This is a genomic window from Leclercia adecarboxylata (assembly GCF_035787115.1).
Classification (GTDB): domain Bacteria; phylum Pseudomonadota; class Gammaproteobacteria; order Enterobacterales; family Enterobacteriaceae; genus Enterobacter; species Enterobacter adecarboxylatus_E.
The window spans coordinates 23,731-46,490 of the sequence record NZ_JALKTL010000010.1; the positions used below are offsets into that span (position 1 = coordinate 23,731).

Sequence of the window (22,760 nt, forward strand, 5' to 3'; positions counted from 1 at the left end):
ATGATCGAAATAAAACACCTGAAAACGCTCCAGGCGTTGCGGAACTGCGGTTCTCTTGCGGCGGCAGCGGCGGCGCTGCACCAGACGCAATCCGCCCTTTCCCACCAGTTCAGCGATCTGGAACAGCGCCTTGGCTTCCGTCTGTTTGTCCGTAAGAGTCAGCCGCTGCGCTTCACGCCTCAGGGTGAGGTGCTGCTACAGCTGGCCAATCAGGTATTGCCGCAAATCGCCAGCGCGTTGCAGGCCTGCCATGAGCCACAGCAAACCCGGCTGCGCATCGCCATTGAGTGTCACAGCTGCATTCAGTGGCTGACCCCCGCACTTGAGAACTTCCGCCAGCGTTGGCCGCAGGTGGAGATGGACTTTAAATCCGGCGTCACCTTTGACCCGCAGCCGTCGCTCCAGCAGGGCGAGCTGGATCTGGTGATGACCTCGGACATTCTGCCGCGCAGCGGGCTGCACTATTCGCCCATGTTTGATTTTGAAGTGCGTCTGGTACTGGCGCCGGATCATCCGCTGGCCGCCAGAACGCGTATTACACCGGAAGATCTGGCGACCGAAACGCTGCTCATCTATCCGGTACAGCGCAGTCGTCTGGATATCTGGCGCCACTTCCTGCAGCCGGCTGGCATCAGCCCGCAGCTGAAAAGCGTGGACAACACCCTGCTGTTGATTCAGATGGTCGCTGCCAGAATGGGCATCGCCGCGTTACCGCACTGGGTGGTGGAGAGCTTTGAGCGCCAGGGTCTGGTGGTAACCAAAACCCTGGGTGAGGGATTGTGGAGCCGGTTGTACGCTGCCGTGCGTGATGGCGAGCAGCGTCAACCGGTTACCGAGGCCTTTATTCGCTCAGCGCGGAATCACGCTTGCGATCATCTGCCGTTTGTCCGGAGCGCGGAGCGACCCAACGGCGATGTACCCACAGTGAAGCCAGGATCACCGTTCCCCCAATAATGAAGCTTGGCCAGTGCGGTTGCTCCTGCCAGATGGCGAGGTTCACCAGCAGGCCTGCGGGGACGTGGACGTTGTTCATGATCCCGAGCGTTCCGGCGTCCACCTGCGTGGCGCCATAGTTCCACATGAAGTAGCCCAGCCCGGATGCCACCACGCCCAACCAGACCAGCACGCTCCACTGCAGCGTCGTGGTCGGCAGTTTTTGTGGGTTCCCCAACATGAACCACGCCGCCACCGCCACGATCGCCGCCCCCATATAGAACCAGGCAAACGCGTTGTGCTGCGGCATCGGACGGGTTTCCATCAGGCGCTTATAGCCCACCATGCCAATCGCAAAGCTGATGTTAGCAAGCTGGACGAACATCAGTCCGGTCCAGAAATGATCGCTCACTTTGTCGTAGCGAATGATCGCCGCGCCCACCACCGCCAGCGCCGCGCTCAGCAGGTATCCCCAGCGCAAGCGACGTTTGCTGAGCAGATCGTAGATCAGGGTGATATAGAGCGGCGTGAGTACGGTAAACAGCAAAAATTCCGACACAGACAGGTAGACGTAAGCGCGGAAGCTGAACAGATACATGATACCGAGCTGCATCGCGCCCACCAGCATATACAGCAGAAGGGTTTTCAGCGTTTGTCCGCGTGTACGCAGGAACGGCAGGAAAACCAGCGCCGCCAGCCCTACGCGCATCAGCACCGAGAAGTAGCTGTCGACATGGCCGGCAAGATATTCGCCGATCAGGCTAAATGAGAAGGCCCACAGGATAGTGGTGATAATGAGTAGCGCCACAATGCTTGTCTCTTGAAAAGATGGACAGGCATTGTAGCGAACTCTTTGGTTGACAACTGAACGTTAAACAACCACGTGAAGATTATTCAAGGAACAGTTTACGCAGATATTTTGGCACCGCGTTGTCAGCGTTGGTGCCGATCACTTCCAGCTCCGGGTGCAGATCTTTCAGGCGCTGGTGAGCATTTTCCATAATGCAGCCCTTACCCGCCATCGACAGCATCTCGGCGTCGTTCATGCCGTCACCAAAGGCGATGCAGTCCTTCAGATTAAAGCCCAGACGCTGCGCGACCGCTTCCAGGGCGTGGCCTTTAGAGACGCCGCCCGCCATCACTTCCAGGCAGGTAAGCGTGGAGAAGCTCACGTTCACGCGATCGCCCCAGCGGGCGTTAATCGCCTGCTCAAGCGGCAGCAGCGCTTCGTGGCTGTCGGTAGTGAAGAACACTTTGCTGATGCCTTCCGGCTCCAGCAGGCCCGGTTCATACAATGAATAGTTAAAGACCGCCTCTTTGAAGAAGCGCATCTCATCCGGGCGATGACGGTTCATAAACCATTCATCATCGCGATAGACGTTAGTGATGATGTCGGGGTTGCTATGCATGATACCGAACAGATCGGTGGCGATATCGCGATCGAGGTTGTGGGTGAAGATCAGATTACCGTCCAGATCGTGCACGCGGGCGCCGTTGGAGGTGATCATGTAGGATTTGATCTCCAGATTATCGCGGATCTGCCCCACATCAACGTGGTGGCGGCCAGTAGCGAAGACAAAGTTCACGCCACGGGCGGTGAGGAGTTTCAGGGTCTCTTTCGCGTAGGGCGATAAAGAGTGATCGGGGGAGAGCAGCGTGCCATCTAAATCAGACGCAACAACCTGGTACATAGAAAAATTTAACCTCTGGTGAATATCAGTTATGCCTGCCGAAAAAGTCGACGATGGCGTGGAGTGCGACTGAGCGCATGGCGTCCTTTTCGAAAAGGATCTCATGGTACGCGCCGTTTATGACCAGCGGTTTACCCCCTTCACAAGGGTGTCCGGCTGCGGCTCGCCGTTCACAAAAGCGGTCGTGCATACGGTTATCCACCACCCGCTCCTCTTCAGCCTGAAGGATCAGCATAGGGGTGTCGTCCTGACCGGCGCCCGCCAGCGCCTGTTCACCCGCCAGGATGCCTTCGCGAACCCAGTGCCAGGTGGGCCCGCCGACGCGTAAACGCGGTTCATCGGCATAGAATCGCAGGTTGCGGCGATAACGCTGCTGGCTGTGGGTTAAGACGTTAATGGCAAACGGCAAAGCCCGCCAGCGCCCTGTTCCAATGGCATAGCCTTCACGAATGCGCTGATGGCCCTCAGCCCAGTCGAGAAGATGGCGCACCATCCAGTCCGGAAAACGTATCACAATGCCATACATCGGCGCGGTAAGCGCAATGGCATCGCACTGGTGATCGTAGCGCTGCAAAAAGAGCGTAGAAATGGCGCCGCCCATGGAGTGCGCAAGAATATAGCGCTTGCGCCACGGGCCGGGCTGCACTTCCTGCTGCCAGAATGCGGCCAGATCGTCGACGTAATCGCTGAAGTTTTCCACGTGGCCACGATGAGTATCCGGCAACATCCGACCGGAAAGCCCCTGCCCGCGATGGTCGATTATTAACACATCAAAACCCAGATGGAACAGATCGTACGCCAGCTCGGCATATTTGATGTAGCTTTCGATACGTCCAGGGCAGACGACAATCACCCGGTCATTTTTTTCATCACGGAAACGAACGAAGCGTACCGGGATATCCCCAACCCCCGTAAACTCATCTTCCTCGCGCTGGCGCCAGAAATCGGTCAACGGTCCCATGGAGAAAGCAGCAAATGCCTTTTCTCGCGTTTCCCAGTCCTTATTCAGCTGAAACATCGGGTTTACGCCCCTGTAAGCCAAGGAATATCGTTTTTTCGTGACAGGCAGCAAAATGACGCAACATTAGCGTATTGTGGCATAAAAATAGACGATTCGGGAGTTTCAAATGACCTTCGAGTGGTGGTTCGCCTACCTGCTGACATCCATTATCCTTAGTCTTTCTCCGGGTTCCGGGGCGATCAATACCATGACCACTGCCATGAACCACGGCTATCGCGGCGCAGCGGCGTCAATTGCCGGCTTGCAGACCGGGCTGGGTATTCACATTGTGCTGGTCGGCGTAGGGCTCGGCACGCTGTTCTCCCGTTCGGTGCTGGCCTTCGAGGTGCTGAAATGGGCCGGGGCGGCCTATCTTATCTGGCTGGGGATCCAGCAGTGGCGCGCTGCAGGCTCCCTCGATCTGAACACCCTCGCCCGGACGCAAAGCCGGGGCAAGCTGTTTAAACGCGCGGTGTTTGTAAATCTCACCAACCCGAAAAGCATCGTCTTTCTGGCCGCCCTGTTTCCACAGTTTATCGTGCCGCATCAGCCCCAGATCATGCAGTACGTGGTGCTCGGCGTAACCACTATCGTGGTCGATATTATTGTGATGATTGGCTATGCGACGCTGGCCACGCGGATTACGACCTGGATTAAAGGGCCTCGCCAGGTGAAGGCCCTGAATAAAGTGTTTGGTTCGCTGTTTATGCTGGTAGGTGCGCTGCTGGCGTCAGCAAGGCACGCTTAACGCGACAGGATGAGGTGAATACCGAAGCCGGCGAATAACGCGCCGGCAACGCCGTCAATCCACTTTGCCAGACGTTGATAGCCGCGACGCATCGACGGTAGTGCAAACAGGCTCGCCACCACCGTGAACCAGGCGAAGGTCTCCAGCACGATCAGCAGGAAAATCCCCCAGCGCGCCCCGGTGCCGACGTCATCACCCACGAACAATGAAAATACCGAGCCGAAATAGATAATCGCCTTGGGATTCGCAAGGTTCGTCAGCAGCCCTTTTACAAAACTACGCCCACCGGCGGCCAGCTCCATTTTGGGCTCTGGCGCCTCGTTGTTATCTTTCATGAACGCCCCGCGCAGCATCTGATAGCCCATCCAGCACAGATACAGACCGCCGCCAACCATAATGATGTTATGCAGCCAGGCCATCTTTGCGAGGATCAGGTTCAGGCCCAGCAGAGCCAGGGCAGCCCAGACCATTACGCCAAGGGTAATGCCCAGCACGCCCATCATCGCCTCTTTGCGCGAACGGCTCACCGCCGTTTGTGAAACGAAGAAAAAGTCAGGGCCAGGGCTCATCAGCGCCACAATATGCACCAGCGCCACGGTCAGAAACAGGGTTAACATAATTAACTCGCGGGGAAATAGTTCAGGGAGTAATCATCCTGGCACTTTTTTGCCGGGTTGACTACTCCTCATCATCGCCATCGGCATGGGAACGAATAAGCGCCATAAACTCTTTGCCAAAGCGCTCAAGTTTGCGCGTCCCGACGCCGTTGACGCTGAGCATTTCGCTGGCGCTGAGCGGCATCTGCTCGGCCATTTCAATCAGCGTGGCATCGTTGAACACCACATAAGGCGGGATATTCTCTTCATCGGCGATGGCTTTGCGCAATTTACGCAGCTTGGCGAACAGCTTGCGATCGTAGTTACCGCCGTACGATTTCTGCATCACCCGCGGTTTCAGCGCCACCACCCGCGGAACGGCGAGCTGCAATTCGACCTCACCACGCAGTACTGGCCGGGCGGCTTCGGTGAGCTGCAGCGCGGAGTGCTGGGCAATGTTCTGGGTGGCAAATCCCAGGTGAATAAGCTGGCGGATCACGCTGACCCAGTGCTCATGACTCTGATCGCGGCCAATGCCGTAGACCGGCAGCTTGTCGTGCCCCATCTCGCGGATACGCTGATTGTTTGCGCCGCGAAGCACTTCGACCACGTAGCCCATCCCGAAGCGCTGATTGACACGACCAATGGTGGAAAGCGCCTTACGCGCGTCCATCAGCCCGTCATACTTCTTCGGCGGGTCGAGACAGATATCGCAGTTGCCGCACGACGCCTGACGTCCCTCGCCAAAGTAGTTAAGCAGCACCAGGCGGCGGCAGGTTTGCGCTTCGGCAAAAGCGCCCATCGCGTTGAGCTTATGCCGCTCGATATCCTGCAGCGCCCCGGTGGGTTTTTCTTCAAGGCAGCGGCGCAGCCAGGCCATGTCTGCCGGATCGTAGAACAGCATCGCTTCGGCGGGCAGGCCATCACGCCCGGCGCGGCCCGTCTCCTGATAGTAGGATTCGATATTGCGCGGAATGTCGAAATGCACCACAAAGCGCACGTTCGGCTTGTTGATCCCCATGCCAAAGGCAACGGTCGCCACCACGATCTGCAGATCGTCGCGCTGGAACTTCTCCTGTACCTCGGCGCGAATGTGGTTTTCCAGGCCAGCATGGTAAGCCGCGGCGCTGAAGCCCCGGCTTTGCAGACGGGCGGCGGTGTCTTCTACCTTCGCCCGGCTGTTGCAGTAGATAATGCCGGATTTACCGCGCTGCTCCTGCACATAGCGCAACAGCTGATCCAGCGGCTTAAACTTCTCCATCAGCATGTAGCGGATGTTCGGGCGGTCGAAGCTGCTGACCTGAATCAGCGGATCCCTGAGCCCCAGCAGGCGGACAATATCCAGCCGGGTAGTATCGTCGGCGGTGGCGGTGAGCGCCATAAAGGGCAGCTCGGGGAAACGCTGACGCAGCTGACCGAGTGCAGCATACTCCGGACGGAAATCATGCCCCCACTGTGAGATACAGTGCGCTTCGTCCACCGCCAGCAGCACCGGGTTCCAGTGGGCCAGATGCTCAAGGAAGTTATCCAGCATCAGGCGCTCCGGGGCGATATAGAGCAGGCGGACCTGCCCGGTGCGGCACCCGGCCATCACCTCCTGCTGCTGTTCGCGGGTCTGGGTGGAGTTAAGACAGGCCGCCGCCACGCCGTTCGCCAGCAGCTGGTCGACCTGGTCTTTCATCAGCGAGATGAGCGGTGAAACCACCACCGTCAGGCCGTTCAAAACCAGCGCGGGAACCTGATAGCACAGCGATTTTCCGCCGCCGGTCGGCATGACCACCAGACAGTCACGGCCCTCAAGGGCGGTGTTAATGATGGTTTCCTGGCCCGGGCGGAACTGGTGATAGCCAAAGGTTTCATGCAAAACCTGTTTAGCCAGCGACTCCTGATTAACGACTTCCGCCTGCACCACATCAACCCCATTTGCCCGAAATAAAAACAGGCGCTATTTTCAGCGCCTGCGAGAGAAACTTCAACGTTTAAGACAAAAACATTCGAGGAGGCTAGAAAAGATCGTTCAGCATCACGCCCACACCTACGCGGGTCTGGTTGAAGTTGTAGTCGATCAGCGATTCGCCATAGCCGCTGTAAACCTGGGTATAGAGACGAACATGCTTCGTCAGCGGGTAGCTGACGCCCATCTCTGCACCGCCATAGCCGGTGTTCCAGTTGTACTGTCCTTTCACACTGAGCACCGCCTCGCCCAGCTGATACCCCACCCGCAACTGGTAGTAGCCCATGTATTTGGTGATATCCGGGTTATCGTCGGTATTGCCCATCACATACCAGGGTTTCACCTCCACCATCCAGTTACCGTTCTGCGCCATCAGGCGGGTATAGAGACGGTTCCAGCTGCGCGAGGTGGGGTCGGCGCGACCGTTAGATTGATGGTTATAGCCAAACTCCACGTCCCGCAGCGTCCAGCCAGCCAGCGCGTAATCGGTAGCAAACCCGAGGAACAGCTGGGGCTCATAGTTGGTCTCGCGAAACGGCGAGGATTCATCGCTGTTGGATAACTGCCACCAGGATCTCTGGGTATACGAGCCACCCAGAATCGAATTCGGCCCCAGAATGCCGCGCCAGAGCGGGAAGGCGAGACTTAGCTGGAATTTCACCTCATCCTTTTGCGAATCGTCGGCCCAGTCATAGGTTTTGATCGCCTCTTTGTTGAGGTCGCTGGTGGCGGTGTAGATCAGATAATTGCTGTCATAGGGATAAAGCGTGAAGGGGTTATCGTGCTCCTCCAGCAGGTTAGCGATGATGCTGCCCCGCACGGCAGGTATCTCCTGTGCTGTCGTTTCCTGTGCAAATGCCGTAAGGGGCAGCGCACCCGCCGCCAGTAGCCCGGCCAGATATGTCCGCATCGGTGATGCTCTCCTGCAAAAGCGTTTTAAAGAAGAATTATTTTGATCCCTTTTAACATATTTAATTATTAGTCGCTTCACCTGCGCTCCTAATCTGGAAATTCACATTGATGAGGCATAAAATCAACATCCTTTTAACAATAAGGATGTGACGTGCTATGTCTGCCACGCTAACTGCTGACGAAGCGCTGAAGCTTGTCGGCGAGATTTTCGTCTATCACATGCCGTTCAACCGTGCGCTGGGGCTGGAGCTGGAGCGCTACGAGAAAGATTTTGCCCAGCTGAGCTTTAACAACCAGCCGATGATGGTCGGCAACTGGGCGCAAAGCATCTTGCATGGCGGGGTGATCGCTTCTGCCCTCGACGTTGCCGCCGGGCTGGTCTGCGTCGGCAGCACCCTGACCCGCCACGACACCATTAACGAAGATGAGCTGCGCCAGCGTCTGTCGCGTATGGGCACAATCGATCTGCGCGTCGATTATCTGCGCCCTGGCCGCGGCAATCGCTTCACCGCCAGCAGCAGCCTGCTGCGTGCGGGCAATAAAGTTGCCGTCGCCCGTGTGGAGCTGCATAACGAAGAGCAGGTTTACATCGCCAGCGCAACCGCCACTTATATGGTGGGTTGAAAAAGTAAAATCGGGTAAAATTGCGTTACTTTTTTGTAATGGATTTTCCTGATGGATGCTAAACAAACGCGGCAGGGCGTTTTACTCGCGCTCGCCGCTTATTTTATCTGGGGTATCGCGCCCGCGTACTTCAAGCTGATTCACTACGTCCCTGCCGACGAAATTCTCACTCACCGCGTGATCTGGTCGTTCTTCTTTATGGTGGCGCTGATGAGCGTAAGCCGTCAGTGGTCGGGGGTTAAAACGCTCCTGCAAACGCCAAAGAAAATTTTCTTGCTGGCGCTCTCTGCGGTTCTGATTGGCGGTAACTGGCTGCTATTCATCTGGGCGGTGAACAACCAGCATATGCTGGAAGCGAGCCTCGGCTACTTCATTAATCCGCTGGTGAATATCGTGCTGGGGATGCTTTTCCTTGGCGAGCGTTTCCGTCGAATGCAGTGGCTGGCGGTGCTGCTGGCCTTTTGCGGTGTGCTGGTTCAGCTGTGGACCTTTGGTTCGCTGCCAGTCATCGCCCTCGGTCTGGCGTTTAGCTTTGCCTTCTATGGCCTGGTGCGTAAAAAAATCGCCGTAGAAGCGCAAACCGGCATGCTGTTTGAAACCCTCTGGCTGCTGCCGGTGGCCGCTATTTATCTGTTCGGCATTGCCGACAGTAGCACCAGCCACATGGGCAGCAATCCCTGGACGCTGAACGTGATGCTGATGGCAGCCGGTGTGGTTACCACCATCCCGCTGCTGTGCTTTACCGGCGCGGCAACGCGTCTGCGCCTCTCAACGCTGGGCTTCTTCCAGTACATCGGCCCGACGCTGATGTTCCTGCTGGCGGTACTGTTCTACGGCGAAGTGCCGGGCGCGGATAAGATGGTGACGTTTGGGTTTATCTGGGTGGCGCTGGCGGTCTTTGTTGCGGACGCGATTTATACCCAACGCAGGACGCGCAAAGGGATGTGATTTTTGCTCTCTCCCGCAGGGAGAGGGAACCCAATTGTAGGCCCGGTAAGCGGAGTGCCACCGGGCGCAACAATCAAAGCCAGTTACGGCGCTTAAAGTAGAGATAGGGCGCCAGTCCCGCAAGCACCATAAAGACAATCGCTCCAGGATAGCCAAAGCTCCATTTCAGCTCCGGCATAAACTCGAAGTTCATCCCATAGCTGGATGCGACAAGCGTTGGTGGCAGGAACACTACCGATACAACCGAGAAGATTTTGATGATGCGGTTCTGCTCGATGTTGATAAAGCCCATCGCCGCCTGCATCAGGAAGTTCACCTTCTGGAACAGGGATTCGTTGTGCGGCAGCAGGGATTCGATATCGCGCAGGATCTCACGGGCCTGCTCCAGCTGGCCGCCCGGCAGACGGGCTTTACGCACCAGGAAGTTCAGCGCCCGCTGGGTATCCATCAGACACAGACGCACTTTCCAGCCGATATCTTCCAGCTCTGCCAGCGTCGAAAGCGCTTCGTCGTACTCATCGCCCTGATGCCCTTCCATGATCACCCGGCTCAGCTCTTCCAGATCGCTGTAGATGTTTTCAATCTCATCCGCCAGCTGTTCGATTTTGGTTTCAAACAGGTCGAGCAGCAGCTCATAGGCATTGCCGTCCACCATCGCCTGGTTACGGGCGCGCATACGGTACAGACGGAACGCAGGCAGTTCACGCTCACGCAGGGTAAACAGGCGGCCATCGCGGATGGTGAATGCGACGGTGGAGTTACCGGCGTGATCTTCTGCATCTTCAAAGAAGAAAAAGGAGTGAATGTGCAGACCGTCTTCGTCTTCGAAGAAACGGGCGGACGCTTCGATGTCTTCCAGTTCCGGGCGGGTTGCCAGGCTTTGTCCGAGCTCAGATTGTACGCGCAGGCGTTCGTCGTCATCCGGCTCGACCAGATCCACCCAAACGGCATCAATGAGGGGTTGTGACTCTTCAGCTTCAAGCCGAATCAGTCGGTTCTTTTCCAGTTGAAATGCGCTCAGCATGACCGGGACTCCCAATGCAAAAAATATCGGACAGTTCGGTGGGCACACAGAAACAAATTGGGTTTCAGACCATTAAACAGCCTGACTCAGCGCGACGGGAATAATTGTCGCTGACAACCACTAAGGCCATCAGCGTGAGGAGATAGCCTTAGGAGTTGTTCCTGGATGACAGGGAATTGAGCCAGTATTTACTGGGTGTGTCCAAGGCGAATGTCCTCTTAGCGTAATCGTGCGCGCATGTTACGCCAGCAGTAACGGCGGCGTCAACTCGCAACGGAACGCTGAAGGGTAATAAATAGCCTTATACATATAAGGCTAGCAGATAGTTACAAAATAGTGATATTTTTCTGAAAGTTACACGGTTTCCAGCTTCGCGTAAGCGGCCACCAGCCATTTGATCCCCTGGCCCTGGAATGCCACCTGCAGGCGGCTGTGCTCGCCGCTGCCTTCCAGATTCACAATGGTGCCTTCGCCAAATTTGGCGTGGCGAACGCGCTGACCCAGCTTAAAGCCGCTATCGCTTTCCGAGACCGGCGTTCCCAGACGCTGATGGCTCACCGGGCGGCTGATGCTGGCACGCAGACGCACCTCCTCCACACACTCCTCCGGCAGCTCGCCGACAAAGCGTGACGGACGGTGATATACCTCTTTGCCATACAGACGCCGGGTTTCGGCATAGGTCAGGGTCAGCTTTTGCATCGCACGGGTCACGCCGACATAGGCCAGACGACGTTCTTCTTCCAGTCGTCCGCCCTCATCCAGCGACATCTGGCTCGGGAACATCCCCTCTTCCATGCCCACGATAAACACCTGCGGGAACTCCAGCCCTTTGGCCGAGTGAAGGGTCATCAGCTGAACCGCATCCTGCCAGGTGTCGGCCTGTCCTTCGCCCGCTTCCAGCGCGGCATGAGACAGAAATGCCTGCAACGGCATCAGGTCTTCGTCTTCTTCGTTGTAGCTGAACTGGCGCGTGGCGGTCACCAGCTCCTCTAAGTTCTCGATACGCGTCTGGCCTTTCTCGCCCTTCTCCTGCTCATACATCATGCGCAGGCCGGAGTCTTTAATCACCCGGTCGGTCTGGACATGCAGCGGCATGTCAGCCGTCTCCTGCGCCAGGGCTTCGATAAGCTCCAGGAAGCGCTGTAAGGCGCTGGCGGCACGGCCGGCGAGCGCCCGCTCCTGCAACAGCTCACGACACGCCTGCCACAGCGTCAGCTGGCGATCGCGGGAGGTCTGACGTACCACGTCGAGGGTGCGATCGCCGATGCCGCGGGTTGGCGTATTCACCACACGCTCAAAGGCCGCGTCGTCGTTGCGGTTAGCAATCAGGCGCAAATACGAAAGCGCGTCTTTAATCTCCTGACGTTCGAAGAAGCGCATGCCGCCATAAATGCGGTACGGCATCCCCACCTGCAGTAACGCCTCTTCCAGCACACGCGACTGGGCGTTGCTGCGATAGAGGATCGCGCACTGCTCCAGCGCGCCGCCGTTGTCCTGCCAGGTTTTGATCCGGTTCACCACGAAGCGGGCTTCGTCGAGTTCGTTGAAGGCGCAGTAGAGAGAGATTGGCTCGCCGTCGACGCCGTCGGTCCACAGCTTTTTGCCCAGACGTCCGTTGTTATTTTCAATCAGGGCGTTGGCGGCACTCAGAATGTTGCTGGTGGAGCGGTAGTTCTGCTCCAGACGAATGGTCTCTGCGCCCGGGAAATCTTTCAGGAAGCGCTGGATGTTCTCAACCTGCGCGCCGCGCCAGCCGTAGATCGACTGGTCGTCGTCGCCGACGATCATCACTTTGCTGGAATCACCTGCCAGCAGGCGGATCCAGGCGTACTGAATGTTGTTGGTATCCTGGAACTCGTCGACGAGGATATTGGTGAAACGCTCGCGATAGTGCTGCAGGATATGCGGCTTGTTGAGCCACAGCTCGTGAGCGCGCAGCAACAGCTCGGCAAAATCCACCAGCCCTGCGCGATCGCAGGCTTCCTGATAGGCCTGATAAACCTTCTGCCAGGTCTGCTCAATCGGGTTGCCAAAACTCTGGATGTGGTGCGGACGCAGCCCTTCATCTTTCTGGCCATTGATGTACCACATCGCCTGACGCGGCGGCCACTGCTTCTCATCGAGGTTCATCGCCTTAATCAGGCGTTTCAGCAGGCGCAGCTGGTCTTCGCTGTCGAGGATCTGAAAGTCCTGCGGCAGCCTGGCATCCATATGGTGCGCACGCAGCAGACGGTGCGCCAGCCCGTGGAAGGTCCCGACCCACATGCCGCCCTGGCTGGTGCCCATCAGCTGGGCGATACGGTGGCGCATCTCTGCCGCCGCCTTGTTAGTAAACGTCACCGCCATAATGGAGTATGGCGAGCAGTTTTCCACGCTCTGCAGCCAGGCGATACGGTGCACCAGCACGCGTGTCTTACCACTGCCCGCCCCAGCCAGAACCAGCATGTTGGTGCGCGAGGCGGCAACCGCGTCACGCTGTTTGTCATTAAGGCCGTCGAGCAGGTAAGAAACGTCCATTGGGCACCGCCACAAAAAGGTATTCCGGCGACCAGAAGCCGCCGGATACACTGTTAATTTATACAGAACTGCTGGTGATTATATCAGCGTGGTGAGGGATGCCAACCGCGAAATTTCCAGGTGCGGCAGCAGACGGCTGTCGAAGGTCTGCATAAGATCGGCATTTTCAGGCTTGATCCAGCAGGCCTGCATCCCGCAGCGGATCGCCCCTGCGACATCGGTGGTCAGGTCGTCACCCACGTGAAGAATGTTCCCCAGCGGCAGGCCGAGCTTCTCCGCCGTCAGGTGGTACATATCATTAAACGGCTTGGCGCGTCCGTGCGGGCCGGCACGCAGCACAAACTGGAAGTAGTCGCTAAGGCCGAACAGCTCCGGCTGGGCATTGCCGTTGGTGATGGCCACCAGCGGCCACTTTTCGGCAAGCGCAGCCAGGGTGTCGTGGGTCTCCTGCGGGACGTCGATGCGGCTGCGCCATGTCGCGAAGTGCGTCATTGAGGCCTCTGCGCCAAGCGCCGCCTCGGCAGCGGTCAGGCCCGCGTTGAGCATCGCCAGCTCAACGGCACGACGACGCCATTCGGTAACGTCATGATAGATTTCCGGTTCGGTCTGCCGTAACGCCTGGCGCAGGCGGTGAAACTCGGTGTTTTCCAGCGTTTTTAATGCCGGATGGTAGTTTTGTACAAACACCAGTGCCTCCTGCTCGGTTCGCAGAATCACCTGGCGGTTGTCGTAAAGGGTGTCATCAAGGTCGAACGTCAGGGCTGAGATTTGGCCTAATGGACGATAAAAACGCATTATTTCCCCCGTTTGGCGCGTGGATGCGCCGCGTCGTACACCGAGGCAAGGTGTTGAAAATCAAGATGGGTATAGATTTGTGTGGTGGACAAATTGGCGTGGCCCAGCAGCTCCTGAACGCCACGTAAGTCACCGCTGGATTCCAGCATGTGTGTGGCGAACGAATGGCGCAGCTTATGGGGATGGACATGGCTGTTCAGCCCCTGCCTGATGCCCCACTCGGCAAACCGTTTTTGCACGTTACGCGCCGAGATGCGCTTGCCCAGCTTCGAGAGAAACAGCGCGTCTTCGTCGGTGCCAAACAGGCCGCGCAGATCGAGCCAGTGTTCAATCCATACCACGGCGTTGCGGCCAATGGGCAGGCGACGCTCTTTGCTGCCTTTGCCCATCACCCACACTTCACCGGTATCCAGATCGAGATGTTTGATATCCAGATTAACCAGCTCGGAAAGACGCAGCCCGGCGCCGTACATCACCTCCAGCATGGCGCGGTCACGCACCGCCAGCGGATCGTTAAGATCGATATCCAGCAGCCGGTTGACGTCATCAACATCGATATTTTTTGGCAGATGGCGCGGCGCTTTTGGCGCGGCGATCCCTTTGGCCGGGTTGGCGTTGAGTTCGCCCTGGCTGACGAGCCAGTCGAAAAAGCTGCGCAGTGCCGAGAGCCGGAGCGCAAGGCTGGCCGGGCCAAGCCCTTTACGGCGGCTGCGCACGGCGAAGGTCCGCACCGTGGCGGCATCACATTGCTGCCAGCTTGTCAGGCCGATCTCGTCGGCTAACTGCATGATGGCATCAAGCTGACGCTGATAGTTCAACAGGGTAATCGGGCTGAGCTGCCGCTCAACGCCCAGATAGCGCAGAAAACGTGTGACGGCAGGGGCCAGCAGAGCGTCGGTCATACGCGTTCGATCCAGCGCTCCAGCAGCTCGGGCAGCATCTGCGCGATCTCCTGCAGCAGCTGCGTACCTTGCCCCTGCTGGTAATGATGCGGATCGCGGCTGGTAAACAGCATTACACCCAGCTCGCCGTCGCGTCCCATCAGCGACATGGCTACCGAGCCGATGGCTTTGGCCTCCGGCAGTACCACCAGCAGCTCAGGGCCATTCAGTTGCCCAAGATAGTGGCTCTCTTGTCCCATACGCTGGATACGCAACGGCTCAAACGCCTGACGCGATAAGGCCAGATGGGTAAAACCGGAAGGTGCGCCGATACGCCAGCGATCCGGGAACAGGCGTATCGTTGCTCCCGCCAGCCCCAGTTCCCGCGCCCAGCGGTGCAGACGGAGAAGAAATTCATCCAGACTGCTGGCCGATGCCAGCCGCGACTGCAGGTGCAGAAGACGATAGAACAGGCCTTCATTGCTGCTGGCTTGCTCCATCAGCAGCGAGATGTTCTCTTCGAGATGGTTGATATGGTTACGCGCGCGCGCCATATGCCACTCAACCAGCGAGACCGTCCCGCGGACCGGATGCGGAACGCGCATCTCTTCCACGACGCGCGCATTGCGAATAAAGAAATCAGGATGGCGCAGCAGGTAATCAACAACCGCCCGGTCGTCCATTGCCGTTAGCGTCTCCTGCAGTTCTTCTCCTGGTTGTTTCATAGATGGATAAACCCGTCGTAAACGTGTGTCGCCGGGCCGGTCATATAGAGCGGCTGGCCCGGGCCTTTCCAGGCGATATCAAGGCGCCCGCCTGGCAAATCCACGCGAACCTCTTGTGCCAGTAAACCCTGCGTAATGCCCACGGCGACGGCCGCACAGGCACCGCTGCCGCATGCCTGAGTTTCTCCGGCGCCACGTTCAAAAACGCGCAGACGGATGTGTTCGCGAGCAAGAACCTGCATAAATCCAATGTTGGCGCGTTCCGGGAAACGTTCGTGGCTTTCCAGCACCGGACCGAGCGTCTCGACGGGCGCCGTCGCAGCGTCATCAACCTGAATCACGCAGTGCGGGTTCCCCATGGAGACCACGCCGCACAAGACTGTCTGTTCCGCCGCGCGCATGATATAGGTCTTTTCCGCTTTGTTGGCGCGGAACGGCACCTGTGACGGCTCGAAGTTCGGCTCGCCCATGTTGACCCGCACCAGCTCGTCGTCGGTCACGCTGAGCACCATGCGTCCGTTGGCGGTACTCACGCGAATATCGCGCTTGTTGGTGAGCCCTTTCAGGCGGACAAAACGGGCAAAACAGCGCGCGCCGTTGCCGCACTGGGAGACTTCGCTGCCGTCGGCATTAAATATGCGGTAGTGAAAATCGAGATCCGGATCATAAGGCGGCTCAACCACCAGCAGCTGATCAAACCCCACCCCAAGATGCCGATCGGCCAGACGGCGGATCAGCTCCGGAGAAAAGAAGACGTTCTGCGTTACCGCGTCGACGACCATAAAGTCATTGCCAAGGCCATGCATCTTAGAGAACTGCATTTTTTACTCCATTGCGCGGAGCGCGTGTCAGTAATTTACCTGGCTTGGACCATTATTATCGCCACGATCGTTACGATCCGGCATGGTGGATTCAACAGGACTTTCGACTTTTTTGGTCGGCGGCGGCGCGGTTTCATCTGCCGGCGGGAAATAGAGCGGCCCTTTCAGACCACAGCCGGTCAGGCTGAACAGCGTGAGGAGAACGGCAAGCGTTCGAAAAACGTTTTTCATTATTGGTTGCCTGTAAGTTCGTGCTTTCTTTTTCTATCATCGCAGGAGAAGGCGCAAAAGCAAGAGTTTGCCGCTAACCTGCAACTGGAATTATTTAGCGTTATACTGCCGCCATCACGAAAAACAGGAACACAACCATGAATGACAGTGAATTCCATCGCCTTGCCGATAGCCTGTGGCAAACCATTGAAGAACGCCTTGATGACTGGGATGGCGACAGCGACATCGATTGTGAAATCAACGGCGGCGTGCTGACTATCAGCTTCGAAAATGGCAGCAAAATCATTATTAACCGTCAGGAACCGCTTCACCAGGTCTGGCTCGCCACCAAACAGGGCGGCTACCATTTCGATCTAAAGGGCAGCGACTGGATTTGCGATCGCAGCGGTGAAACGTTCTGGGATCTGCTGGAGCAGGCTGCAACGCAGCAGTCGGGTGAAGAGGTTAGCTTCCGAGGTTAATCGCAAAAACCTTCTCTTAAAGAGAAGGTTTTTTGGTATTTGCACCCTCTCCCCGTGGGAGAGGGTCGCGGTGAGGGCATCAGGCCGCAGCGCTTTCGTAGGCCAGATAAGCAACGCGCATCTGGCTCAGCGACTCAGGAGAAATACTGCTGCAACAGCGGAGTGCTGGCGTCCTGTCTGTCAGGTACGACCGGCGTAATCGCCTGAGTGCGGAACGGGATCACCTGCGCACGGCCATCCACCTTCACAATCTGATAGAACTGCGGCAGGTTGAAGTTGATAAAACTTGAACCGTAGGTGAAGCGGTCATGTGAAGAGGAGTAGAAGCGGCTGACGTCGCGCACCAGCTCCTCTTTGCTGCCTTCACAGTGGTGATACACTTCGGCGCGGTTAGTTTCATCAAGGATATAGATGTTAAACCCGGCCTCGTCCCCGGTCTCTTCAAAGAAGAATTGAATAATCCCTTCGCTGGCAAAGCCATCCACTACCTGCGGCAGTTTGACGTGGTTGGTCTCAACCTGTACCGACAGGCCATGCAGTTTGTTATGTGAAATGGCGCCATAGAACTCAATGGCGTTTTCCAGCTTCTGCACCGAGACGTTAAGACGTTCAAAGAACAGGCCCCAGGTCTGGCCGGAGACGCGCAGCGCTTTAAAGCGCCCGGTTTCCTGACGGGTGCTGGAGAGACGCAGGTCAATACACTCAGATACCAGCTGCTGCACGCGCGTCCGGATCAGGCCGCGCAGATGCTGGCTGTAGCAGAACACCTCGACGCTGTCCGGCGGGGCGGCATCCTGGTGCATCTTGCCGAGGATGGTTTTCAGCGCTTCGATCATCGCCTGCTCGCCGTTGAAATGCAGGGTACGCACTTCGTTCCACGAGTTGCGGTACAGCAGATCGACGCTGCCCACCAGGCAGTTTTGCTGCTCGCCAAAGCTGAACACATCCAGCTTACGGAAATCGAAATGGACTACCTGATTGCGGAAGGCCGCCGTCGGGTCGTATTCCAGGTTGACGATAATCGCCAGATGGCGAATTTCGCACGGACTGTAGAGCGCTTTTGGCGTCGGCGCAGGCAGACGCAGCGGGAAGTGGTGCGACACATCGGCGACCATTTCCTGCAATTTAGCGAGATCGACAATCTCGTTACCCTTAATAAACAACCGGGTACGCGACGTCAGCAGGCCGTTAAACCAGGCCCAGGCCACCAGCTTGTTCAGGTAACGGTTATACTCCAGCGGCTGATGGCTGATGATCGAATCCATGCTTGGCGCACGGTTGTAAAGATACCAGCCGGTACGGTTCGCACGGCCCGGTGGAACATAGATAAAGGTCAGGTTCGGTTCAGACAGGTCAGGTGAAATCTGCGGGTTCACCAGCGTCACTTTCCCTGGCAGCGCTTCAAACGCGGCGTACAGTTTACGGGTCAGAACCCCGATATCCTGCGGGCTGGCGGACACGCTGAGGTTGTTACGGCGTGCGAAACGGATCAGGTTACGGTAGCTCTGCATCATAGCGTCGAGCAGTTCGTTGTGGGCTTCACGCACCTGATCGATCTTCCAGTTGGCGCGGTTATCGAGCATCGACAGACGCTCTTCGTCCCATCCCCACTCTTTAACTAGCTGACTGACCACTTCACGACGCCAGCCGACGCAGGCGCGTTCGCGGCTGAGCTTCTCGCACACTTTGAGGTAGAAACATCGACGAACCAGATCCAGACGGGTGGGATCGTCGATGGCTTTCAGGTATTCGGTGACGCGCTCGAGCATCATGCAGTAGGCATCAAGACCGAAAGAGACGATCTCGCCGTCATGCAGGCGCTGTTTAATGTCTTTCGCCAGCAGGCGCGGCGTCGGGTACTCCCAGGAGTAGGCTTCGAGCAGCAGGGTTTTCAACACCGCTTTATACGGGGAGTCGATACTTTTATACAGCTGCCACAGGCTGGCGCCGAAATACTCTTCAGCAGACAGAGAGCTTAAGCCCCCCAGATCCAGCCACTCGTTTGGCGTCAGGACACCCTGGGCGTAGAGCTTCATGACGTAGTCGTCGTAATGCTCTTCTTCGTCACACGGCACCATGCTCCACAGGATACGCTTTCCGGCCAGGCGCACGGCGGTACGGTAAAACTCATCCAGCAATAAGATGTGCTGGGTCGAGCCGCAGTCTTCACCACCCAGACTGCCGCTTTCATTATGGCGGAAACGGTTTTCATCAATCAGGAAGAAGCTGACTTCCACGCCGAGCGATGCCGCCCAGCTCTCAAGCAGGCTGCATTTACGCTGCAGCAGCTGACGTTCTTCATTATCAAGCCAGGATTGATGGCAAACCCAGATATCAAGATCTGAGGAACAGCTTTGCCCCACCGACGAGGTGCTGCCCATGGTATAGACGCCGGTGATCGGCAGTTCGCCTTTCGGGGACTCCTGCGCCGGCATACCGCGATAGAGTTCCAGCTCTTTCAGGTAGTGCTGTTGGGTTTCATCAGGCGTGAAAAGGCAGATGCCTTTGGGAACGTTACCATCAAGGTAACCCGGCATCAGCGGATGGTGAAAATGCAGCAATGTCGGCAGTAGACTGTAAACCTGTTGAAAAGCAGGTCCCATGGCAGCAAGCGCACGATCGACGCGCAGTTGATTGATGGCATCCAGTCGCTGTTTCAGAGTCTCAATATAGAGGTACAAGACGTATCGCCTGATGTTCAGAAAGCGTTAATCTTCAGTCAGACCGAGGATTATGCGTTCACAGTATTTCGAAAGTAGCCGTCGCCCTTTTTCGCCCTTATCTTTATGGTCACTGAGACGAAAAAATGGTCTAAAACGTGATCAATTTAACACCTTGCCGATTGACCGTAAAGAAAGATGCGCTACATACAAGTGTAGCACCGTTCTGTACGTGTAAATTCCTGAATACGGCAGCAGGCAACCTGTATCGCAGCCCTGTCCTGAACCCCTTCTACGTCCGTAAACCTGACAGTCCTGAGACAACAATGTTAGGATGGTCAGCAGACGATTAAGACGGTAACAAGCATGTTAGACAATGTTTTAAGAATTGCCACACGCCAAAGCCCCCTTGCGCTCTGGCAGGCACATTATGTTAAGCAGCGCCTTGAGGCCTGCCATGCAGGTTTGCGCGTAGAGCTGGTGCCGATGGTCACGCGCGGTGATGTCATTCTTGATACACCGCTGGCGAAAGTAGGCGGGAAAGGCCTGTTCGTGAAAGAACTTGAGCTGGCACTGCTTGAAGATCGCGCCGATATCGCGGTCCACTCCATGAAGGATGTCCCGGTTGATTTCCCTGAAGGGCTGGGGCTGGTCACCATTTGCGAGCGTGAAGATCCGCGCGACGCCTTTGTCTCAAATCACTACGATTCACTGGATGCCCTGCCACAGGGAAGCATCGTTGGCACGTCAAGTTTACGCCGCCAGTGCCAGCTGGCCGAGTACCGCCCGGATCTCATCATCCGCTCGCTTCGCGGTAACGTTGGCACCCGCCTGAGTAAGCTGGATAACGGTGAATATGACGCCATCATTCTGGCGGTTGCTGGCCTGAAACGTCTGGGTCTGGAATCGCGCATTAAGGCGGCCCTGGCGCCGGAACAGTCGCTGCCGGCGGTCGGTCAGGGCGCGGTGGGCATTGAGTGCCGCCTCGACGATACACGTACCCATGCGCTGCTGGCGCCACTCAATCACGACGAGACCGCTATCCGCGTTCAGGCAGAGCGCGCCATGAATACCCGCCTCGAAGGGGGATGCCAGGTGCCGATTGGCAGCTATGCTGAATTAACAGATGGCGAACTGTGGCTGCGTGCGCTGGTTGGCGCGCCGGACGGTTCGCAGATGGTACGCGGCGAACGTCGCGGCAAACCAGAGGATGCGGAACAGCTGGGTATTTCACTGGCGGAAGAGCTGTTGAACAACGGCGCCCGTGAAATCCTCGCGGACGTCTATAATGGAGAACCCCCGGCATGAGTATTCTCGTCACCCGCCCTTCTCCCGCAGGAGATCAGTTAGTGAGCCGTCTGCGCGCACTCGGGCAGGTGGCGTGGAGCTTTCCGCTGATTGAGTTTTCCCCGGGTCGGGAGCTCCCCCGGCTTGCCGGCCACCTTGGCGCGCTGCAAAAGGACGACCTGCTGTTTGTCCTGTCACAACATGCCGTGGAATTTGCCCACGCCCGGCTGCAACAGGACGGTCAGCGCTGGCCTGATGCGCCATGCTATTTCGCCATCGGCAGAACCACCGCCCTGGCGCTGCATACCGAAAGCGGTCAGCAGGTTCGCTATCCGTTAGATCGGGAAACCAGCGAAGTGTTGCTACAATTACCTGAATTACAAACCGTTGTGGGGAAGCGCGCTCTGATTTTACGCGGCAACGGTGGACGAGAACTGCTGGGCGACACGCTGCGTGAGCGCGGAGCAGAAGTGACATTTTGTGAATGTTATCAACGTAGTCATAAACACTATGACGGTGCGGAAGAGGCGATGCGCTGGCAGGCTCGCGGCGTGACTACGCTGGTGGTGACCAGCGGGGAGATGCTGCAGCAGCTCTGGTCACTCATCCCACAATGGTATCGTGAAAACTGGCTACTCCGCTGTCGGCTTCTGGTCGTCAGTGAGCGTCTGGCGAACCTCGCCCGGGAACTGGGCTGGCAAGATATTCGGATCGCTGATAACGCCGACAACGATGCGCTGCTGCGCGCATTACAATAACTCTCATAATGGGAAGCCATAATGACGGAACAAGAAAAATCCTCCGCCGTGGTTGAAGAGACCAGGGAGACTGTGGACACCACGCCACAGCCAGAAACGACAGAGAAAAAGCATGGCAGCAATAAAACCAGTCTGGCGTTAAGCGCGATTGCGATCGCCATTGCGCTGGCCGCAGGCGTCGGCCTGTATGGCATGGTGAAAAAACAAGCTACCAATCAGACGACCACGAACGACGAACTGGTGACGCAAGTCACCGCCTTACAAAAGGCGCAGCAGTCGCAAAAAGCCGAGCTGGATGGGGTAATCAAACAGCAGGCCGACCGTCTGGCAGCGGCGACCCAAAAGCAGGATGAACTGGTCAAACAGCTGGATGAGATGCAGCAAAAAGTGGCGGCCATTTCAGGTACCGACGCCAAAACCTGGCTGCTGGCGCAGGCTGATTTTCTGGTCAAACTGGCCGGACGCAAGCTATGGAGCGATCAGGATGTCACCACCGCTGCTGCGCTGCTGAAAAGCGCTGATGCCAGCCTGGGTGATATGAACGACCCAAGCCTCATCACCGCGCGTCGCGCACTCACGGCGGATATCGCCAGCCTGTCGACCGTTTCGCAGGTGGATTACGACGGCATCATCCTGAAAGTAAATCAGCTGTCGAACCAGATCGATAATCTGCGTCTGGCAGATAATAATGACGACGACTCCCCGATGGATTCCGACAGCAGCGAACTTTCAAGCTCGCTCAGCGAATGGCGCATCAACCTGCAAAAAAGCTGGCAGAACTTTATGGACAGCTTTATCACCGTTCGCCGCCGCGATGAGACCGCCGTGCCGCTGTTAGCCCCGAATCAGGACGTCTACCTGCGCGAAAACCTGCGTTCACGCCTGCTGGTAGCCGCGCAGGCCGTGCCGCGTCATCAGGAAGAGACCTACAAGCAGGCGCTGGATAACGTCTCCACCTGGGTACGGGCTTACTACGATACCGACGATGCCACCACCACGGCCTTCCTCGAAGATGTGGATAAGCTGAGCCAACAGAACATCACCATGAACGTACCGGATAAGCTGGAGAGCCAGCCTATTCTGGAGAAGCTGATGCAGACGCGCGTGCGTAACCTGCTGGCACAGCCGGGCGAAGCGGCGGAGCAGTCTCCTGCCCCGGCCCCAGCCACTGACAGCGCGCCGCAAGGAGAGTAA

Annotated in this window: 23 protein-coding genes; 8 read left to right on the forward strand and 15 right to left on the reverse strand. The window is 57.2% G+C overall.

The window, feature by feature from the left end; all coding sequences use genetic code 11:
- On the forward strand, positions 1 to 954 hold the full coding sequence (metR, locus tag MXM41_RS21475; protein ID WP_325934292.1) for an HTH-type transcriptional regulator MetR: 954 nt from the start codon (positions 1 to 3) through the stop codon (positions 952 to 954).
- Here the strand turns inward: metR and MXM41_RS21480 are convergent.
- The 3 genes from MXM41_RS21480 to pldB form a co-directional block, all read right to left on the reverse strand.
- Positions 842 to 1,741 carry a carboxylate/amino acid/amine transporter gene (locus MXM41_RS21480; RefSeq protein ID WP_220434988.1) on the reverse strand — a complete coding sequence of 300 codons (900 nt, stop codon included), beginning with the start codon at positions 1,739 to 1,741 and terminating at the stop codon, positions 842 to 844. The two genes, metR and MXM41_RS21480, sit on opposite strands and share 113 nt — an antisense overlap.
- Before the next feature lie 82 nt (positions 1,742 to 1,823).
- On the reverse strand, positions 1,824 to 2,624 hold the full coding sequence (gene yigL / locus MXM41_RS21485; RefSeq protein ID WP_325934295.1) for a sugar/pyridoxal phosphate phosphatase YigL: 801 nt from the start codon (positions 2,622 to 2,624) through the stop codon (positions 1,824 to 1,826).
- A 25-nt stretch (positions 2,625 to 2,649) separates the two neighbouring features.
- Positions 2,650 to 3,642, reverse strand: a complete 993-nt coding sequence (gene pldB, locus MXM41_RS21490; protein WP_325934296.1) for a lysophospholipase L2 — start codon at positions 3,640 to 3,642, stop codon at positions 2,650 to 2,652.
- Between the two features lie 109 nt (positions 3,643 to 3,751).
- Between pldB and rhtB the strand changes: the two genes are divergently transcribed.
- Positions 3,752 to 4,372 (forward strand): homoserine/homoserine lactone efflux protein, encoded by a 621-nt coding sequence (gene rhtB, locus MXM41_RS21495; RefSeq protein ID WP_325934297.1) that lies wholly within the window; start codon positions 3,752 to 3,754, stop codon positions 4,370 to 4,372.
- Here rhtB and rhtC read toward each other — a convergent pair.
- From rhtC to pldA, 3 genes are all read right to left on the reverse strand, one after another.
- Positions 4,369 to 4,989 (reverse strand): threonine export protein RhtC, encoded by a 621-nt coding sequence (gene rhtC / locus MXM41_RS21500; protein ID WP_325934298.1) that lies wholly within the window; start codon positions 4,987 to 4,989, stop codon positions 4,369 to 4,371. The two genes, rhtB and rhtC, sit on opposite strands and share 4 nt — an antisense overlap.
- A gap of 61 nt (positions 4,990 to 5,050) precedes the next feature.
- On the reverse strand, positions 5,051 to 6,880 hold the full coding sequence (gene recQ / locus MXM41_RS21505) for an ATP-dependent DNA helicase RecQ (RefSeq protein ID WP_325934299.1): 1,830 nt from the start codon (positions 6,878 to 6,880) through the stop codon (positions 5,051 to 5,053).
- Between the two features lie 91 nt (positions 6,881 to 6,971).
- Positions 6,972 to 7,832 carry a phospholipase A gene (gene pldA / locus MXM41_RS21510; RefSeq protein ID WP_325934301.1) on the reverse strand — a complete coding sequence of 287 codons (861 nt, stop codon included), beginning with the start codon at positions 7,830 to 7,832 and terminating at the stop codon, positions 6,972 to 6,974.
- A 158-nt stretch (positions 7,833 to 7,990) separates the two neighbouring features.
- Between pldA and yigI the strand changes: the two genes are divergently transcribed.
- Both yigI and rarD read left to right on the forward strand, forming a co-directional pair.
- Positions 7,991 to 8,458 (forward strand): acyl-CoA thioesterase YigI, encoded by a 468-nt coding sequence (yigI, locus tag MXM41_RS21515; protein WP_325934303.1) that lies wholly within the window; start codon positions 7,991 to 7,993, stop codon positions 8,456 to 8,458.
- 51 nt (positions 8,459 to 8,509) lie between these two features.
- Positions 8,510 to 9,406, forward strand: a complete 897-nt coding sequence (gene rarD, locus MXM41_RS21520) for an EamA family transporter RarD (protein ID WP_325934304.1) — start codon at positions 8,510 to 8,512, stop codon at positions 9,404 to 9,406.
- Positions 9,407 to 9,479: 73 nt separating this feature from the next.
- Here rarD and corA read toward each other — a convergent pair whose 3' ends face one another.
- From corA to lptM, 8 genes are all read right to left on the reverse strand, one after another.
- Complete coding sequence (corA, locus tag MXM41_RS21525; RefSeq protein WP_039031208.1) at positions 9,480 to 10,430, reverse strand: magnesium/cobalt transporter CorA; 951 nt, start codon at positions 10,428 to 10,430, stop codon at positions 9,480 to 9,482.
- 148 nt (positions 10,431 to 10,578) lie between these two features.
- Positions 10,579 to 10,704: a YsgD/CorL family protein gene (gene ysgD, locus MXM41_RS22900; protein ID WP_418936805.1), complete on the reverse strand. Its 126-nt coding sequence runs from the start codon at positions 10,702 to 10,704 to the stop codon at positions 10,579 to 10,581.
- Between the two features lie 80 nt (positions 10,705 to 10,784).
- On the reverse strand, positions 10,785 to 12,947 hold the full coding sequence (gene uvrD / locus MXM41_RS21530; RefSeq protein ID WP_325934305.1) for a DNA helicase II: 2,163 nt from the start codon (positions 12,945 to 12,947) through the stop codon (positions 10,785 to 10,787).
- A gap of 78 nt (positions 12,948 to 13,025) precedes the next feature.
- A complete protein-coding gene (gene yigB / locus MXM41_RS21535; RefSeq protein ID WP_325934306.1) occupies positions 13,026 to 13,742 on the reverse strand; it encodes a 5-amino-6-(5-phospho-D-ribitylamino)uracil phosphatase YigB in 717 nt (238 codons plus the stop codon).
- Positions 13,742 to 14,644, reverse strand: coding sequence for a tyrosine recombinase XerC (gene xerC, locus MXM41_RS21540; RefSeq protein ID WP_325934307.1), 903 nt, complete (start codon positions 14,642 to 14,644; stop codon positions 13,742 to 13,744). Before xerC ends, yigB begins: the two co-directional genes overlap by 1 nt.
- Positions 14,641 to 15,348 (reverse strand): DUF484 domain-containing protein, encoded by a 708-nt coding sequence (locus MXM41_RS21545; protein ID WP_325934309.1) that lies wholly within the window; start codon positions 15,346 to 15,348, stop codon positions 14,641 to 14,643. Before MXM41_RS21545 ends, xerC begins: the two co-directional genes overlap by 4 nt.
- Entirely contained in the window at positions 15,345 to 16,169 is an 825-nt protein-coding gene (dapF, locus tag MXM41_RS21550; protein ID WP_325934311.1) for a diaminopimelate epimerase, read from the reverse strand. Before dapF ends, MXM41_RS21545 begins: the two co-directional genes overlap by 4 nt.
- Before the next feature lie 27 nt (positions 16,170 to 16,196).
- Positions 16,197 to 16,400, reverse strand: a complete 204-nt coding sequence (lptM, locus tag MXM41_RS21555; RefSeq protein WP_325934314.1) for an LPS translocon maturation chaperone LptM — start codon at positions 16,398 to 16,400, stop codon at positions 16,197 to 16,199.
- Between the two features lie 137 nt (positions 16,401 to 16,537).
- On the opposite strand from lptM, the gene cyaY reads away from it, so the two are divergent.
- A complete protein-coding gene (gene cyaY, locus MXM41_RS21560; RefSeq protein WP_325934315.1) occupies positions 16,538 to 16,861 on the forward strand; it encodes an iron donor protein CyaY in 324 nt (107 codons plus the stop codon).
- A 134-nt stretch (positions 16,862 to 16,995) separates the two neighbouring features.
- On the opposite strand, the gene cyaA is transcribed toward cyaY, so the two are convergent.
- Positions 16,996 to 19,542, reverse strand: coding sequence for a class I adenylate cyclase (gene cyaA, locus MXM41_RS21565; protein WP_325934316.1), 2,547 nt, complete (start codon positions 19,540 to 19,542; stop codon positions 16,996 to 16,998).
- A gap of 345 nt (positions 19,543 to 19,887) precedes the next feature.
- Here cyaA and hemC point away from each other — a divergent pair, with 345 nt between their 5' ends.
- Genes hemC through hemX form a run of 3 tightly spaced genes read left to right on the forward strand, consistent with a single transcriptional unit; the run spans position 19,888 to position 22,760 of the window.
- Entirely contained in the window at positions 19,888 to 20,829 is a 942-nt protein-coding gene (hemC, locus tag MXM41_RS21570; RefSeq protein ID WP_325934318.1) for a hydroxymethylbilane synthase, read from the forward strand.
- Entirely contained in the window at positions 20,826 to 21,566 is a 741-nt protein-coding gene (gene hemD / locus MXM41_RS21575) for a uroporphyrinogen-III synthase (protein WP_325934321.1), read from the forward strand. Before hemC ends, hemD begins: the two co-directional genes overlap by 4 nt.
- Before the next feature lie 21 nt (positions 21,567 to 21,587).
- A complete protein-coding gene (gene hemX, locus MXM41_RS21580) occupies positions 21,588 to 22,760 on the forward strand; it encodes a uroporphyrinogen-III C-methyltransferase (RefSeq protein WP_325934322.1) in 1,173 nt (390 codons plus the stop codon).

Bases quoted from the DNA above. Each gene is read 5' to 3' on its own strand.
- metR (WP_325934292.1), top strand. From the start codon at position 1: ATGATCGAAATAAAACACCTGAAAACGCTCCAGGCGTTGCGGAACTGC.
- yigL (WP_325934295.1), bottom strand. From the start codon at position 2,624: ATGTACCAGGTTGTTGCGTCTGATTTAGATGGCACGCTGCTCTCCCCC.
- pldB (WP_325934296.1), bottom strand. From the start codon at position 3,642: ATGTTTCAGCTGAATAAGGACTGGGAAACGCGAGAAAAGGCATTTGCT.
- rhtB (WP_325934297.1), top strand. From the start codon at position 3,752: ATGACCTTCGAGTGGTGGTTCGCCTACCTGCTGACATCCATTATCCTT.
- rhtC (WP_325934298.1), bottom strand. From the start codon at position 4,989: ATGTTAACCCTGTTTCTGACCGTGGCGCTGGTGCATATTGTGGCGCTG.
- pldA (WP_325934301.1), bottom strand. From the start codon at position 7,832: ATGCGGACATATCTGGCCGGGCTACTGGCGGCGGGTGCGCTGCCCCTT.
- yigI (WP_325934303.1), top strand. From the start codon at position 7,991: ATGTCTGCCACGCTAACTGCTGACGAAGCGCTGAAGCTTGTCGGCGAG.
- rarD (WP_325934304.1), top strand. From the start codon at position 8,510: ATGGATGCTAAACAAACGCGGCAGGGCGTTTTACTCGCGCTCGCCGCT.
- corA (WP_039031208.1), bottom strand. From the start codon at position 10,430: ATGCTGAGCGCATTTCAACTGGAAAAGAACCGACTGATTCGGCTTGAA.
- uvrD (WP_325934305.1), bottom strand. From the start codon at position 12,947: ATGGACGTTTCTTACCTGCTCGACGGCCTTAATGACAAACAGCGTGAC.
- yigB (WP_325934306.1), bottom strand. From the start codon at position 13,742: ATGCGTTTTTATCGTCCATTAGGCCAAATCTCAGCCCTGACGTTCGAC.
- xerC (WP_325934307.1), bottom strand. From the start codon at position 14,644: ATGACCGACGCTCTGCTGGCCCCTGCCGTCACACGTTTTCTGCGCTAT.
- MXM41_RS21545 (WP_325934309.1), bottom strand. From the start codon at position 15,348: ATGAAACAACCAGGAGAAGAACTGCAGGAGACGCTAACGGCAATGGAC.
- dapF (WP_325934311.1), bottom strand. From the start codon at position 16,169: ATGCAGTTCTCTAAGATGCATGGCCTTGGCAATGACTTTATGGTCGTC.
- lptM (WP_325934314.1), bottom strand. From the start codon at position 16,400: ATGAAAAACGTTTTTCGAACGCTTGCCGTTCTCCTCACGCTGTTCAGC.
- cyaY (WP_325934315.1), top strand. From the start codon at position 16,538: ATGAATGACAGTGAATTCCATCGCCTTGCCGATAGCCTGTGGCAAACC.
- hemC (WP_325934318.1), top strand. From the start codon at position 19,888: ATGTTAGACAATGTTTTAAGAATTGCCACACGCCAAAGCCCCCTTGCG.
- hemD (WP_325934321.1), top strand. From the start codon at position 20,826: ATGAGTATTCTCGTCACCCGCCCTTCTCCCGCAGGAGATCAGTTAGTG.
- hemX (WP_325934322.1), top strand. From the start codon at position 21,588: ATGACGGAACAAGAAAAATCCTCCGCCGTGGTTGAAGAGACCAGGGAG.